Source organism: Reyranella sp. (assembly GCF_965279465.1).
In the GTDB taxonomy this organism is placed as follows: Bacteria; Pseudomonadota; Alphaproteobacteria; order Reyranellales; family Reyranellaceae; genus Reyranella.
This window is the reverse complement of record NZ_OZ257242.1, coordinates 5,708,338-5,722,718: the sequence shown is the minus strand read 5'-3', so window position 1 is coordinate 5,722,718 and position 14,381 is coordinate 5,708,338. Positions and strand designations below refer to the sequence as shown.

Genomic DNA, 14,381 nt, shown 5'->3' with positions numbered 1-14,381 from the left:
GATGGTTACGGTTATAGCGGCCACGCGGCGGCACGCAGGTTAAACGAAGTAAAACCGGGGACTTCGCTGCCCGGTCGCGGTGCCGACGACCGCGATTGTGCTTGCTGCGACCGTTTCGCATAGTCGGATCGCAACGATGCGAGGGCAGCGCCGATGCCGGTTATCGTAGAGTGTAAAAAGTCCAATGCCGCAGGAATCTGCCTACACGTTCGGATCGTTCCGTCTTTTGCCGGCCCGACAGTTGCTCGTCCTCGACGGCTCTGCCGTCAGGTTGGGGGGCAGGGCATTCGAACTCCTCCACCTGCTCGTGCGACGCAGCGGTGAGTTGATAACCAAGGACGAATTGATGACCGCCGCCTGGCCGGACATCTTCGTCCACGAGAGCAACCTCAAGGTCAACATCCACAGCCTGCGTCGGTCGCTGGGCGACACGCAGAAGCAGCCGACCTACATCGCAACGATCGCCGGGCGGGGCTACCGCTTCGTGGCGCCCGTGCAACTCGGCGTCGCCGATATCGCCGATGCGGGTGTCACTCCGGAAGCAGGCGGGCCGGGCAGGTTGCCCCTGCCGCGGGATGTCGTCGCGCGAGAGCGGGAGATCGCGCATCTGCTCGCCCGGCTGCGGGGCAAGTCGCAGGTCAGCGTGCTCGGTCCCGCCGGCGTCGGCAAGACCACCGTGGCCATCGCCGCCGCGCGCGCGTTCGAAGCGGATTGTCCGGACGGCGTGCGCTTTGTCGATCTGTCGACGATAGACGATCCGACTCTGCTTCCGTCTGCGCTGGTCGCGGCTCTGGGGTTGCGCGGCGACATGGGAGATGCGCTGACCGCGGTCGTCGATCACCTTCGACAACGCTCGATTCTTGTCCTGCTGGACAATTGCGAGCATGTCCTTCCGGCAGTCGCCATCTTCGCCCGCAAGCTCGCCAGCCAACCGGGCAGGTCCAAGCTGCTGGTCACCAGCCGCGAACCGCTGGGCGTACCCTCCGAAAGTGTGATGCGGCTCGATGCGCTGGCAGTCCCGCCTGACGGCACCCCTGCCAGCATCGACGATGTCCTTCGGTTTCCTGCCGTGGAGCTGTTTGTCCGCCGGGCGTCCGAGTGGGCCGGATACCAGCTCGTCGACGCAGATTGCGCTTCTGTCGCCCAGATCTGTCGTTCGCTCGATGGACTTCCGCTGGCCATCGAACTGGTGGCGGGCAAGCTGGACCTTCACACGCCGCAAGAGCTGGTCGCAATGGTGGACGAGCATTTCGGCTTCCACAACGAACGTACCGACGGGGCGTCGCCGCGGCATGAGACGCTGCTGGCCGCCATCGACTGGAGCTTCGGCCTCCTGGCGCCGAACGAAGCGACGATCTTCTGCCTGGTATCGGTCTTCGTCGGCGCGTTCGACCTGGAAGATGTCGTGGCGGTCGCCGCGGCGCGGGCCCTCGCTCCGTTCGATGTCATCGCCGGCCTGGGAGGGCTCGTCGCCAAGTCGCTGCTGACCGCACAAGTGAATGGTGCCGGTTTACGCTATCGTCTGCTCGACAGCACGCGGCGCTATGCGACGAAAAAGCGGCACGAGGCTGGACTCGACGCACAGGCGCGGCGTTCCCACGCGCGGCGCATCCTCGCCTTGTTCGAGCAGTCGGAGGCGGAGTGGGGGTGGCGCGACAGCGACGACTGGACGCAAAGCTACCTGGGCCGTACCGCCGATGTGCAGGCTGCATTTGCATGGGCCTTCGGCGACCCGGGTGACGCCGCACTCGGTGTCCGCCTGACCGTTGCCACCATACCGCTGTGGTTCGAGACGTCGCTCATCGCGGAGGCGCAGGGCAGGGTTGAAGTGGCGCTGGAACATGCGGAGACGTTCCGATGTGACGATCTTCTGAAGACCAAGCTGGCGATGTCTCGTGCCTGGAGCATGATGTATGCTCGGACGTACGTGGCCGAGATCGAGAAAGCCTGGCTGACGGCCATGGTGTTCGCGGGGCGTGCGGGCAACCTCGCCTACGAGCTGCAGGCGCTGGTCGGTCTTGCCATCTACCTGATGCGCATCGGACGCATCGCCGATTCGATCGGCCGGCTCGAGCAGTTTCGGGCGATCTGTGCCCGCCGCCAGGATTGGTCCCTGTCTCCGGAAGGCGAGCGCATGCTGGCCTGGGCAAAGGCGCACACGGGGGAGCTGGCGGAAAGCCTGGCGGTGCTCGAAGGACTGGCGGCGACCCATTCGCGCGTCGGCAGGGGCTCGCGGATGGCCGGCTTCCAGGTCGACCGCTTCATCGGCATTCGCTGCTACATTCCCGTCATTGCCTGGATGAGCGGACGTCCCGACCAGGCGGCGGCCGTTGCGCGCGATGCGATCGAGGCGGCGGAAGGTCTCGGCCATCTGGCATCGCAGTCGAACGTGCTGGCGGTGGCGGGCTGTCCAGTGGCTTATTGGATCGGCGATCTCGACGCTCTCGACCGATACACGACCAGGCTGCTGTCCATCCTGGAGCGGGAGACGATCGGGCTCTGGGTTCCGATCCAGAGATTTTATGCTGCAGCGCTCGATGACTTGCGCGGCAACAAGGCGGCGATTTCGCGGATGAGGGGGGCGATCGACGAGATCATCGAGAGTCGCTTCGTCCAGCGCGTTGCCGGATGCATCGGCATTCTCGCAGAGAGTTTCGTGCGCGAAGGCCGGTTGGACGAAGCAAGCGATGCGATCGCGGAGGCGATGCGCTACGAGGCGCAGCTGGGCGAACGATGGTGCCGTTCCGAGCTGATGCGCATCGAGGCCCTTGTCCTGGACCGGGCAGGGTATCATGAGCGCGCCGAGGAGCTTCTCCTGAGCGCGCTCGACGAGGCCCATGTCATCAAGGCCCTGTCCTATGAGCTCAGGATAGCCACCGATCTGGCCGCTCATCATGCCCGCACGAACAGATCCGATGAGGCGATGTCTTTGCTTTCCCCGGTCTATCGCCGCTTCAACGAAGGCTTTGCGACAAGGGACTTGATGGCAGCCTCCCGGCTTCTGCAGCGTGCCGGCGGTGGCAGAGCGCCGCTTTAGAGTTCCGGAGACCCAACCTCGACGGGCTCGAGGACGAATGCGACGGGGTCGGCAAGATCGTGGATGCCGGCCAGATAGTACTTGAAATGCGGCGTCTCACGATGCGCGGCGACGGCATAGTCGTTCTCATAGAGCTCGTCGAGCACATATCGGTCTGCCTGCGAACGATCCTGCCAGATATCCCATCGCAGGTTCCCCGGTTCGGCCCGGCAGTGGGGGATCATGCCGTGGAGAAGCGCCTTCAGTTCGCCGGCCTTGCCGGGGTGGGCGGTGAGGATCGCCATGATCTTGATCGGGGTCGTCATGATCGCAGTCCTTCGGCAAGGCCCGGCATTGCACTGCCCGCTGTTCGTTTGGAACTGTATCGCAGAGAGCCGGAGACGGCCGGTAAAAGGAGGTAAAATCCGATACGTCGCTGATCGGCCGGCTGCCGCGCGTCTGCTGGTCGAAATCGGCGCCGCGTCGCGGACAAGCAGCGGCTGGAGGTGTAGCCGGCGGTTGCTAGGATGCGCCGTGTCACGGAGGGAATGCCCAGGCCATGATCAAGACGGTGCTCTACGCGGAGAAGCTGTACGACAACGACAAGGTCGAGCGCGAGGTGTTCGGGTCGGACGTGCGCGTGGTGTGGCGCAACGTCTCCGACCTGTCGCAGCTCGAGGATCGAGACTGCGCGGACGTCGACGGGCTGATGACGCTGCGGCTCGGGATGACGGCCGAGCACTTCGCCAAGTTCCCCAAGCTCGCCTGCGTCGTGCGCATGGGCGTCGGCTACGACAAGATCGATCGCAAGGCGGCCGAGGCGCGCAACGTGATGGTGTGCAACGTGCCGGACTACGGTACCACCGAGGTGGCCGACCATGCGCTCGCCCTTGCCCTGTCGCTCCGCCGCGGCATCGCCCTCCATCTCGAGGCCCAGCGCCGGCCGCAGCCTGCGCCGTGGCGCTACATCAATGACCCGCTGCTGCGGCGCAACGGGGTGCAGACCTTCGGCATCGTCGGCCTGGGCCGCATCGGCACCGCGGCGGCGCTGCGGGCCAAGGCCTTCCAGTTCCGCGTCGTCGCCTATGATCCGTACATGCCGAACGGCACGGAACTCGGGGTCGGCGTCGAAAGGGTCAATTCGCTCGAGGCCTTGATGGAGCAGACCGACACCTTGTCGATCCACGCTCCCTTGACCCCGGAAACGCGCGGCATGATCTCGCGCGCCATGCTGGAGCGCATGCCGAAGGGCGGGGTGGTGGTCAGCACCGCGCGCGGGCCGATCTGCGATGTCGATGCGCTCGCCGACCTCCTCAAGCGCGGCCATCTCGCCGGTGTCGGGCTCGACGTGCTGCCGGTCGAGCCGCCAGTCGAGCCCATCCCCGAGCTCCTGCGCGCTTACCGCGCGCGCGAGCCGTGGTGCGAGGGGCGGCTGATCATCACCCCGCACTCCGCCTTCTTCACGCCCGAGGCCTGGGACGACATCAGGCTCAAGTCGGCGGAAACTATGCGCGCGGCGATGGTCGGACCGCGGCCGCAGAACGTCATCACGCCGGACATGTTCTGATCAAGCCACCAGGTAAGGGAACCGCATCGTGTCCGACAGTGCCTCGAACAACCGTCCGCTCGCCGGACTGCGCGTGATCGACATCGCGACCTACATCGCCGCGCCGTATTGCGCGACCCTCATGGCGGAGTTCGGCGCGGAGGTGATCAAGGTCGAGCAGCCCAAGGTCGGTGATCCGTGCCGCAGGCTCGGCACGGTCAGCGAGTGCGGCGACACGCTGGTCTGGCTGTCGGAAGCGCGCAACAAGAAATCGGTCACGTTGAACCTCAAGTCGCCCAAGGGGGCGGCGATCCTCCAGCAGCTCGTCGCGAAGGCCGACGCGCTGACCGAGAACTTCCAGCCGGGCACGCTGGAAGGCTGGGGTCTCGGGTGGGACGTGCTGAGCGGCGTCAATCCGCGCCTCGTGATGCTGCGGGTCTCGGGCTACGGCCAGACCGGGCCCTATAGCCACAAGCCGGGATTCGGGCGGATCGGCAATGCCTTCGGCGGAATCTCTTTCCTGGCCGGCGATCCCGACGGTCCGCCCGTGACACCGGGTTCGGCAACCCTTGCGGACTACATGGCCGGACTCTACGGCGCACTTGGGGTGATGATGGCACTGCGCGCCCGCGACGCCACCGGACGGGGCCAGCAGATCGACATCGGGCTGTACGAGCCGATCTTCCGTATCCTCGACGAGATGGCGCCGGCGTACGACAAGGTCGGGTTCATCCGCCGGCGCATGGGCGCGGCGGCGCCCAATGTCTGCCCGCACAGTCACTACCAGACCGGCGACGGACGGTGGATCGCCATCGCCTGCACCAACGACAAGATCTTCGCGCGCATGGCCGGGCTGATGGACCGACCCGAGGTGGCCGGCGACGGCATCTACGGCACCATCGCCAAGCGCGAGAAGCAGCGCCCTGCGGTCGACGGCCTCGTCGCCGACTGGGCAAGGAAGCACACTCAGCAGGAGGTCGTGCGCCTGTGCGAGGTGGCGGAGGTGCCGTGCGGCATCGTGGCGTCGGTCGACGAGATCTTCCAGGATCCGCACTATGCCGCGCGGGGCAACATCGCCCGCGTGCGCGACCCGCGCGCCGGCGAGCTCGCCGTGCCGAACGTAGTGCCTCGTCTCACCGACACGCCGGGCGGCGTCGACACGCTCGGCCCCGGCCTGGGCCAGCACAACGCGGAGGTTTACGGCAGGCTGCTGGGAATGAGTGCCGCGGATCTGCGCAGCCTCGAAACCGAAGGCGTGATCTGACCGCGCCATTCCAATGGGCTCATGGTGTCCATCTTCCGGACCGCGAGCCTCCGGCTCGCCTCATGAATCTGAGCGAGCCGGAGGCTCGCGGTCCGGAAGAGCATGAGCGTTCCGATGAGGCTTTCAGGCTGCGGTAGCGCGGACGGCGTCGAGCGTGCGTTGCGCCTTGTAGACGATCGGATAGTCGATGAAGTAGCCGTCCAGCTGGATCGACGATGACCCTTCGCGCTCCGCCTTTTCGAAGGCGGCGACGACGCGCCGCGCGAAGGCGATCTCCGTCTCGGTCGGCGTGAACGCGCCGTTCACCAACGCGACCTGTGGCGGGTGTATGCACATCTTGCCTTGGAAGCCGAGCTGCCGGGCGCGCTTGGCTGAACGCGTGAGACCCTCGAGATCGTTGATGTGCACCCATACGGTGTCGATCGGCGCTTCGAGGCCGGCGGCGCGCGACGCCACGGCCATCTCCGCCCGGGCGTGCTCCAGCTCGCTCTCGCCGAGCGTCCATTCCATGTTCATGTCGAGGGTGTAGTCGCCCGCCCCGAAGGCCATGCGCTTTACGCGCGTGCCGGCGGCGGCGATGCTCCGCGCATTGGCGATACCTTTGCCAGTCTCGATAATCGGGATGATGTCGACGCCACCGATCGGCAGGCCACGCTCGCGTTCCAGCGCGCCGACCAGCCAGTCGAAGGCGACAATCTGGTCGCGACTCTCGACCATCGGCAGGATGATGCCGTCGAGGCCGGGCCCGACCACTGCCACCGCGTCGCCATAGCAGAACTCGGTGCCGAAGGCGTTGACCCGCACGTATGCGCCGCCCCTGCGCGGTCGCTTCAACGCTTCCACGACGAGCGCGCGGGTCGCGACCTTCTCGGCCTTGGCGACCGCATCCTCCAGATCGAGGATCACATTGTCCGCGCCGCAGTCGAAGACTTTCTGGACCTTCCGCGCATGGTTTCCGGGAGCGAAGAGAAAGCTGCGGTACGCGGGCATGGAATTTCCATAGGGCTATCGGTGAAGATGCCAGGGGCGGCGGAACGGCCAGCGCATCTCATTCGCCCGGCGCATCGCCGTCAACGAGGGCGATGCTCCGTCCCGATACCCGCGGTGATGAATAGCGCCGTCGCGTGGTCGGCGATATCGGCCGTGTGCCAGACGCCGCGTGGGTTGATCGCGTATTCGCCCGGTCGCAGGGTTACGCTCTCGGTCCCGTTCGGAAGCTCCTGGAAAAGTGTGATCTCGCCCGCGGTGCAGATCACCACCTCCTCGCCGGCCGGATGCCGTTCCCAGCTCGTCCAGCTCTCGCTGAAGCTGTATTGCGAGACGAGTCGCCCTTCGGTGCCGTCGGCGGCATTGCGCTCGGCATAGCCCGCGTACCATTCCATGCCGGTGAACTCGGGCTCCGACACGGCCCGGGCGCCGAGGCCGAGATGGAGAGGGAAACGTTCCAGCGACAAGGGAGTCGTCATGCTGCTACCTCGATGGCGGGGGCCTGCGGGCCCGGACGGGGATCCTCCGCTTTCAGGAAATCCGTGATACGGTCCGGAACGGGCTGGATGCCGTTCTTTTGTAGCAGGAGTGCGACCTGCCCGCGATGCCCGGCGGCATGCATCGCCACGTGCAGCAGCACCTCGCTGCGTTCCCTTCGAGATTGTGGCTGAGGTCGCGCGCATGTTCGTGAGCTATCTGCGGCCGGGACAATCGTAGCGGGGCTACGTGAGATCGTGCAGAGCCTTTTGGCTGGGAGGCTCGACCGTGAAGTCCGAGAACAGGACGGAGAGCCCTTCGCGCTCCGGGGTACAGCACATCGGCCCGACAAGGTAGTGCGGTGCCGGAGGGAACGGGCAAAGCCGGACCAGCGGCCAACGTCTCCCATCTGTAGAGACCTGAAGGCGCAATACGTTGTTGTCCACGGTGACCCTCAGCCAGAAATCGGAAGCATCGCCGGGAAACGCGCCCGTGGCCCAGTCCGAGGAGCCGACCGTCAGCACACTGCTGAGCATTGCCTCGCCATCGGATATTTCGACGCCCGCCTTGATCCAATTGTCGTTGTCGATGAGAACCATGAGCCCGGCCTGGTCGTACAGGCTTTCAAATTTTCCGCGGACGCGGAGGCTTGCGGTGAACCCGCCCGTCGCCGTGTATCCGAAAAGGTGCCCGCTGTGGCGCGTAAAGCCGTAGTGCGTCTTGGACCAGAAGTCGGTAGCGTTGTCCGTGACGACCTCAAGGCCGGCTCGCGACAGCTTCCATTGCGCCGGTTCATTGCGCCACTCGCATCGATCGAACATTCCAGCCTCAGCCTGGCGACACTGCCGGCAATCAAGTTGATGGGGAGGAGCATGATGCTTGGCCCCTGCAAACCGTGCACTCGAAAGCGCAACGTCCTTGGCCGCCACTAATTTGTCACTGCGGCGCGGTGACTGCTCCCCGCGGTTGGCGCTCGATGCCTGTTGATTAAAAATCGGCGACGCACGACAGCGAAGCGATACATTGCCGGCTTCGATCACGCGCGCATAGGCAGAGAACGATGACGACCACCGTCCCTGGAATGCGCTCCAACAAGCTAATGAGCATGGATATCGATCAGCTTCGGGGATGGGCGGCGTTCATGGACAAAGCCGTGATCGTGAGCCTTGTTGCCGTCATCCTGGCCGTTGTGGCGCTCGGTATCACGACGTGGCTGTCGTTCCGCTACAACGGTGCCGTGCGCGCCCAAGAGCAAGCCGCTCTCGATCGATACAAGGCCATGGAGGGGGACTCCCTGCAGCGCGAGCGGGATGTCGCCGCGGCACGAGATCGCGTGGCGGCGCTCGAACAGGAAGTATCTGCGGCGCGCGAGCGGACGGCAGCGCTCGAACGGGAAGTCTCTGCGCGGCAGGGACGGGCGGCGGCACTCGAGCAGGAAGTCTCCACCGCGCGGGGGCGGACAGGAGCGCTCGAACAGGAATTGTCTGCAATGCGCGCGCGGACAGCGGCGCTCGAACAGGACGCCTCTACGGCGCGCGAGCGTGCGGTGGCGTTCGAGCAGACCGCCCGCGAAGCCAACGAGCGGGCGTCACGAACGACTCGCGAGAGCGCAGCGGCCAGCGAGAAGGTGCGGACGCCGCAGCTCGACACAGCGGAAATCCAGCAGCGACTGGCCGATTTGGGGAAGCTCGTCAGGGAGGCTGCCTCGCGTACCGCAGACTCCGCGCCGCAGGCGCCGCGCCAGGGCGTGGGGCAGGGCATTCCTGAAAGCGCTGCGGCAACTCGGGAACTGCAGCCGTCGCCGGTCGTCGCGAGCCTGCGGAAATATGCCGGCACGAAAGCGGCCGTGTTCGTTGTCCAGCCGATATCCGACGCCCAGGCCGTGGGTTCGGCCATCTCGGCCTATCTCAGCGATGCCGGCTGGGCGCCGGGGACCTGGACATGGACCGGCGTGGCGGGGATCTTCGGGGTGGTCGTGCTCATCAAGGAAGGCAGCGACTCCGCGACGAACGAGGCGGCGTCCACCCTCGTGGAGGCCCTCCGCTCGGCCGGCTTCAACGTGACCAAGGGCGACTGGCCGGCGAACTGGAGCCGGTTTCGCGGCATGCTCGATGGTCCGCAAACGCCCGGGCCGACGGAAGCTGCCATCCGGATCGTCATCGGCGCGAAGCCGCGTTGATTTTCGATGTTATAACAAGTTATAATATCGACATGAAGCTGTCCCTCCGGCGTATTGGTAACTCTCTTGGGGTCATCGTTCCCAAGGCGACGCTTGATGCCTGGGGTGTGGGCGAAGGCGATGCGCTCGAATTGACCGAAGTCGGCATACGTCCCGCGACACGCCCCAGCTTGTCGCACGAGGCGTTGGATGAGCTGAAGCGGTCGATTGCGCTGGCGGTCGTACGGCAGTTCACGCCGCGCGAGATACGGGCGCAGACCATGGCCAATCTCCATCGCTGGCGCCGGCAGGGGGCTTGGGTATCGGCGTATGACGAGTGGGAAGCCATTGCCACGCGGGGCGACGACGGCGAGCTTTTCGCGGCGATGCTGGGCCGCGACGACAATGCCGTCCGGCTGCGCCAGTCGATGCCGTTTGTTGGCCTCCTGCCGCAGACGGAAGTCCGGAGACTTCGTGAAGAAGCAACAGCTTGACCACGTTCTGCGCGCCGCCGGCGAGATCACGGGCGAAAAGCAGTTCGTGATCATCGGCAGCCAGGCGCTGCACGGAAAGTATCCGGATCTGCCCGACGACATTATCCGGTCTGTCGAGGTTGACCTGATGGTGCTGAGAAAGCGCGATCAGACGGAATTGCTGAACGAGATCGGCGTTGATTCGCCCTTTCACCAAGAGTTTGGATTTTACGCAGATCCGGTCGATGAAACGGCGGCAAAGCTGCCCAAGGGCTGGAAAAACAGATTGGTCAACTTGAAGCCAGGCAACACGCACGGCGTGAAGGGACTGTGCCTCGAGCTACATGATCTCGCTATCGCGAAGTACGCAGCGCGCCGTGAAAAAGATCTCATCTTCACGCGCGAACTTGCCCGCCGTGGTCTCGTCTCGCGGGAACGACTGCTGTCGCTCGTCGATCTGACGCCAGTCGAGGCGGAGGTGCGGAAGCGCATTCTCGCCGACATTGCGAGCGACTTCGAATTATCCAAATAGCGTCGGCACGGGGAAACGGGCATGAGATGCGGGATCGATGTCTCACGGGAGATCCTTTTTCAACGAAGTGCACTTCCATGAAATCCGACCGCCGAAAGTCGAAGTCCGCGACCAAGCCGACCAAGGAACCCAAGCTCTCGCGCAGTCGTGCGCCCGACGACCTTTCGTTGCTGGCGTGGCAACGAGGCTTGCGCCGCCAGTTCGGCCGCGAGCAGGCCTTCGGGCTCGAGAATCTGGGCAGCGACCCGTTCTTCTCCGAGTTCCGGGTCAGCAATCCGGCTTCGAAGTCCAGCTATCGTGTGCGATTCGGGGCCGCGGTCCGGGCGGCAATTTCTGTTCGTGTCCCGACTATTCCACCAGCGGTTTGGGGACGTGCAAGCACCTCGAATTCACGCTTGCCCAGCTGTTGAAGAGGCGCGGCGCCAAAACGGCGTTCGCCCGCGGCTATCAGCCGCCATTCTCGGAGCTCTATCTGCGCAACGACGGCCGGCGCCGCGTGTACTTCCGCGCTGGAACGGATTGCCCGCCGGCTGTGCGCGAGGCCGCCGCCGGCTTGTTCGACTTCGAGAACGGCGGGCTCCTGCCGGACGAGCGCCTCGGCGAGCTGGAGCGTTTCCTCGCCACGGCGTCGAACGGCGATCACGAATTGCGCGCCTATGACGATGCGCTCGAATTCGTTGCGGCATGGCGCGATGCGGAGCGGCGGGTGGCGAAGCTCGAGCGGCTGTTCCCGCGCGCCGCTGCTGATCCCAATCTTCTGTCGCTGCTGAAAGTGCCGCTCTATCCCTATCAGGCGGAGGGGGCGCTGTTTGCGGTGCGCGCCGGCCGGGCGCTGATCGGCGACGACATGGGCCTGGGCAAGACCATCCAGGCGATTGCCGCCATGGAACTGCTGGCCCGCCATTTCGGCGTCTCGAAAGTGCTGGTGATCTGCCCGACCTCGCTCAAGTACCAGTGGCAAGGCGAGATCGCACGCTTCACGGGGCGGCAGGGCGAAGGCGCAGCGCGCGTCATCGGCGGCGGCCGGGCGCAGCGGCAGAAGGACTACGCCCTGGACGATTTCTGCAAGATCACCAACTACGAGAAACTGAAACCGGACCTCGACCTGATCGCGGCCTGGGCGCCCGAGCTGGTGATCGTCGACGAGGCGCAGCGGGTGAAGAACTGGAACACCATCGCCGCGCGCGCCCTGAAGCGGATCGACAGCACCTACGCCATCGTGCTCACCGGTACGCCTCTGGAAAACAAGCTGGAGGAGCTGATCTCCATCGTCCAGTTCGTCGACCAGCACCGGCTGGGGCCGACCTGGAAGCTGCTCTACGAGCATCAGGTCACGGACGATAGCGGGAGGGTCGTCGGCTACACAGGGTTGGAGACGATCGGCGAGACGCTGGCGCCGGTGATGATCCGCCGGCGCAAGTCCGAGGTGCTGCGGCAGCTGCCGAGCCGGACCGACCAGAACCTGCTGGTGCCAATGACCGAGGCGCAGCAGGGCTATCATCAGGAGAACGCCGACATCGTCGCCAAGATCGTCCAGCGCTGGCGCCGGACCGGGTTCCTGTCGGACAAGGATCAACGCCGGATGACCTGCGCGCTGCAGAACATGCGCATGTCCTGCAACAGCACGTATCTTCTGGACCAGGAAACCGACCATGGCGTGAAGGCCGACGAGCTGGCGGCGCTGTTCGATGACCTGTTCGCCGACCCGGAGGCCAAGGCGGTGGTGTTCTCGCAATGGACGCGGACCCACGACATCGTCATCCGCCGTCTCGAGGCGCGTGGGCTGGGCTACGTCAGCTTCCATGGCGGCGTGCCGTCGGAGAAGCGGCCGGCGCTGGTGGAGCGGTTTCGCGACGACCCGACCTGCCGCGTGTTCCTGTCCACCGATGCCGGGAGCACGGGCCTCAACCTGCAGCGCGCGTCGACCTTGGTGAACATGGACCTGCCGTGGAACCCTGCGGTTCTCGAGCAGCGCATTGCGCGCATCCATCGCATGGGGCAGTCGCGGCCGGTGCGCATCATCAACTTCGTGTCGAAGGGCACGATCGAGGAGGGAATGCTCTCGGTGCTGGCGTTCAAGCGCTCCTTGTCGGCCGGCATTCTCGACGGCGGCAACGGCGAGATCCTGCTCGGCGGAACGCGACTCACCCGCTTCATGAAGGACGTGGAAAACGTCACGGGCCACATGGGTGAGGGCGAGGCGGTGGCACCGGCCGAGGAAGTGGCGAATGTCGTTGCCGTCGATGACGGCGCATTGGATGACGCTCTGGATGAGGCAACCGGAAGCGATACAGATCAGGACGCCGTCGCGCGAAATGGTGGGACCGGAGCGCCGCCGCTCGATACCGCTCCCAACCCGTGGCCGGCCCTGATGCAGATCGGCGCGCAATTCGTTGCGGCCCTGGCGACCGCCGGCAGCCCGAACGCGGCGGCGCATCCCTGGATCGAGCGGGACGCTGCCACCGGCTCCAGAAGCCTGAAGATGCCGCTACCGCCCCCGGAGACGACAAGACAGCTGGCCGACGTACTTTCCGCGCTTGCCGACAGCTTGCGGGGCAGGAGCGCGTGATGCGGTGCCGGCAATTGCCACTGTTCAGGCGGCCGTGCGGCTGGTTTTATGGCGGTCATGAGCACGCATGATCACCCTGGGCATCATCACCATCACGACCACGGCGAGACCTCCGACCTCTCCGAAACCGAGCTGCGCGTGCGCGCGCTCCAGACCATCCTGATCGAGAAGGGCTATACCGATCCCGCGGCGCTGGACGCGATCGTCGAGACCTACGAGACGAAGATCGGACCGCATATCGGCGCGCGCATCGTGGCCAGGGCCTGGACAGATCCTGCTTTCCGCGAGGCGCTGCTGACCGACGCCAGCAAGGCCGCCGCGCCGTTCGGCCACGAGGGCAGGGTCGGCGACCATCTGGTGGCGGTGGAGAACACACCCGATCGGCACAACATCGTCGTCTGCACCCTGTGCTCCTGCTACCCGTGGGACGTGCTGGGCCTGCCGCCCGTCTGGTACAAGTCCTTCGCCTATCGCTCGCGCACGGTGAAGGAGCCTCGTGCAGTGCTGCGCGAGTTTGGCGTGACCGTGCCGGAGCAGGCCGAGATCCGCGTCTGGGATTCGACCGCCGAGGTCCGATACCTGGTCCTGCCCGAGCGCCCCGCGGGCACCGAAGGCTGGAGCGAGGAGCAACTCGCGGAACTGGTGACGCGCGATTCGATGATCGGCACCGGCCTGCCGCGCACACCCGCAGGAGACCGGCCATGAACGGCATTCACGATATGGGCGGAATGGACGGCTTCGGCACGGTCGATCCCGACGAGAGCGGACCGGTCTTCCACGGCAAATGGGAAGGCCAGGTCATGGCCGCGAGTCGCGTGATGGGCGCGATCGGAGGATGGAACATCGACCAGGGCCGCTATGGCATCGAGCAATTGCCACCGCATCGCTACCTCACGTCCTACTACCATCGCTGGCTGGCGCGCTGCGAATGGGCACTGGTCGAGTATGGCTACGCCGACCCCGACGAAATCGCGGCCGGTCACTCACTTCGCCCCGGCAAGACGCCGCCGAAGGGCAAGTTCACCGTGGCGAACCTCGATCGGATCAGCCGTCGCGGCAGCTTCACCCGGCCTGAGCCTGCGCCCGCGCGATTCGCCGCGGGCGATCGGGTTCTTGCCAGGAACATTCATCCCAGGGGGCACACGCGCCTGCCGCGCTATGTCCGCGGCCACGTCGGCGTGGTCGAGCGGCTGCACGGCTGCCAGGTTTTTCCGGACAGCGCGGCGACGGGCGGCGGTGAAAATCCGCAATGGCTCTACACAGTTCGCTTCGACGGTCGCGACCTGTGGGGCGGCGATGCCGATCCGACCTTGAAGGTTTCGGTCGAGGCGTTCGAGCCCTACCTGGAGCCGGCCTGAC

General features: G+C 65.6%; 14 protein-coding genes. 10 read left to right on the top strand and 4 right to left on the bottom strand.

Annotated features, from left to right (window positions below):
- Positions 1-184: 184 nt before the first annotated feature.
- A complete protein-coding gene (locus ACQY8M_RS27960; RefSeq protein ID WP_428662737.1) occupies positions 185-3,037 on the top strand; it encodes an ATP-binding protein in 2,853 nt (950 codons plus the stop codon).
- Here the strand turns inward: ACQY8M_RS27960 and ACQY8M_RS27955 are convergent.
- Positions 3,034-3,342: a putative quinol monooxygenase gene (locus tag ACQY8M_RS27955; RefSeq protein WP_428662734.1), complete on the bottom strand. Its 309-nt coding sequence runs from the start codon at positions 3,340-3,342 to the stop codon at positions 3,034-3,036. The two genes, ACQY8M_RS27960 and ACQY8M_RS27955, sit on opposite strands and share 4 nt — an antisense overlap.
- Positions 3,343-3,575: 233 nt before the next feature.
- Between ACQY8M_RS27955 and ACQY8M_RS27950 the strand changes: the two genes are divergently transcribed.
- Together ACQY8M_RS27950 and ACQY8M_RS27945 are read left to right on the top strand one after the other, a co-directional pair.
- Complete coding sequence (locus ACQY8M_RS27950) at positions 3,576-4,583, top strand: C-terminal binding protein (protein ID WP_428662731.1); 1,008 nt, start codon at positions 3,576-3,578, stop codon at positions 4,581-4,583.
- A 28-nt stretch (positions 4,584-4,611) separates the two neighbouring features.
- Positions 4,612-5,826 carry a CaiB/BaiF CoA transferase family protein gene (locus tag ACQY8M_RS27945; RefSeq protein ID WP_428662729.1) on the top strand — a complete coding sequence of 405 codons (1,215 nt, stop codon included), beginning with the start codon at positions 4,612-4,614 and terminating at the stop codon, positions 5,824-5,826.
- 123 nt (positions 5,827-5,949) lie between these two features.
- Here ACQY8M_RS27945 and ACQY8M_RS27940 read toward each other — a convergent pair whose 3' ends face one another.
- From ACQY8M_RS27940 to ACQY8M_RS27930, 3 genes are all read right to left on the bottom strand, one after another.
- Complete coding sequence (locus tag ACQY8M_RS27940) at positions 5,950-6,816, bottom strand: HpcH/HpaI aldolase/citrate lyase family protein (protein WP_428662727.1); 867 nt, start codon at positions 6,814-6,816, stop codon at positions 5,950-5,952.
- An 80-nt stretch (positions 6,817-6,896) separates the two neighbouring features.
- Complete coding sequence (locus ACQY8M_RS27935; RefSeq protein ID WP_428662724.1) at positions 6,897-7,292, bottom strand: hypothetical protein; 396 nt, start codon at positions 7,290-7,292, stop codon at positions 6,897-6,899.
- A gap of 243 nt (positions 7,293-7,535) precedes the next feature.
- The gene (locus ACQY8M_RS27930) at positions 7,536-8,330 is read right to left on the bottom strand and encodes a DUF1349 domain-containing protein (RefSeq protein WP_428662722.1); all 795 of its coding nucleotides are present in this window, start codon (positions 8,328-8,330) and stop codon (positions 7,536-7,538) included.
- Between the two features lie 20 nt (positions 8,331-8,350).
- Here ACQY8M_RS27930 and ACQY8M_RS27925 point away from each other — a divergent pair, with 20 nt between their 5' ends.
- From ACQY8M_RS27925 to nthB, 7 genes are all read left to right on the top strand, one after another.
- The gene (locus tag ACQY8M_RS27925) at positions 8,351-9,469 is read left to right on the top strand and encodes a hypothetical protein (RefSeq protein WP_428662720.1); all 1,119 of its coding nucleotides are present in this window, start codon (positions 8,351-8,353) and stop codon (positions 9,467-9,469) included.
- Positions 9,470-9,501: 32 nt separating this feature from the next.
- Complete coding sequence (locus tag ACQY8M_RS27920; RefSeq protein ID WP_428662717.1) at positions 9,502-9,942, top strand: AbrB/MazE/SpoVT family DNA-binding domain-containing protein; 441 nt, start codon at positions 9,502-9,504, stop codon at positions 9,940-9,942.
- Positions 9,923-10,453 (top strand): DUF6036 family nucleotidyltransferase, encoded by a 531-nt coding sequence (locus tag ACQY8M_RS27915; protein ID WP_428662714.1) that lies wholly within the window; start codon positions 9,923-9,925, stop codon positions 10,451-10,453. Before ACQY8M_RS27920 ends, ACQY8M_RS27915 begins: the two co-directional genes overlap by 20 nt.
- A gap of 77 nt (positions 10,454-10,530) precedes the next feature.
- A complete protein-coding gene (locus tag ACQY8M_RS27910) occupies positions 10,531-10,863 on the top strand; it encodes a hypothetical protein (RefSeq protein ID WP_428662712.1) in 333 nt (110 codons plus the stop codon).
- Positions 10,860-13,022, top strand: a complete 2,163-nt coding sequence (locus ACQY8M_RS27905; RefSeq protein ID WP_428662709.1) for a DEAD/DEAH box helicase — start codon at positions 10,860-10,862, stop codon at positions 13,020-13,022. The genes ACQY8M_RS27910 and ACQY8M_RS27905 overlap by 4 nt, the downstream gene beginning before the upstream one ends.
- A gap of 57 nt (positions 13,023-13,079) precedes the next feature.
- The gene (gene nthA / locus ACQY8M_RS27900) at positions 13,080-13,727 is read left to right on the top strand and encodes a nitrile hydratase subunit alpha (protein WP_428662706.1); all 648 of its coding nucleotides are present in this window, start codon (positions 13,080-13,082) and stop codon (positions 13,725-13,727) included.
- Entirely contained in the window at positions 13,724-14,380 is a 657-nt protein-coding gene (nthB, locus tag ACQY8M_RS27895) for a nitrile hydratase subunit beta (protein WP_428662704.1), read from the top strand. Before nthA ends, nthB begins: the two co-directional genes overlap by 4 nt.
- The last annotated feature ends 1 nt before the right edge of the window (position 14,381 follow it).

Bases quoted from the DNA above. Each gene is read 5' to 3' on its own strand.
- ACQY8M_RS27960 (WP_428662737.1), top strand. From the start codon at position 185: ATGCCGCAGGAATCTGCCTACACGTTCGGATCGTTCCGTCTTTTGCCG.
- ACQY8M_RS27955 (WP_428662734.1), bottom strand. From the start codon at position 3,342: ATGACGACCCCGATCAAGATCATGGCGATCCTCACCGCCCACCCCGGC.
- ACQY8M_RS27950 (WP_428662731.1), top strand. From the start codon at position 3,576: ATGATCAAGACGGTGCTCTACGCGGAGAAGCTGTACGACAACGACAAG.
- ACQY8M_RS27940 (WP_428662727.1), bottom strand. From the start codon at position 6,816: ATGCCCGCGTACCGCAGCTTTCTCTTCGCTCCCGGAAACCATGCGCGG.
- ACQY8M_RS27935 (WP_428662724.1), bottom strand. From the start codon at position 7,292: ATGACGACTCCCTTGTCGCTGGAACGTTTCCCTCTCCATCTCGGCCTC.
- ACQY8M_RS27925 (WP_428662720.1), top strand. From the start codon at position 8,351: ATGACGACCACCGTCCCTGGAATGCGCTCCAACAAGCTAATGAGCATG.
- ACQY8M_RS27920 (WP_428662717.1), top strand. From the start codon at position 9,502: ATGAAGCTGTCCCTCCGGCGTATTGGTAACTCTCTTGGGGTCATCGTT.
- ACQY8M_RS27910 (WP_428662712.1), top strand. From the start codon at position 10,531: ATGAAATCCGACCGCCGAAAGTCGAAGTCCGCGACCAAGCCGACCAAG.
- nthA (WP_428662706.1), top strand. From the start codon at position 13,080: ATGAGCACGCATGATCACCCTGGGCATCATCACCATCACGACCACGGC.
- nthB (WP_428662704.1), top strand. From the start codon at position 13,724: ATGAACGGCATTCACGATATGGGCGGAATGGACGGCTTCGGCACGGTC.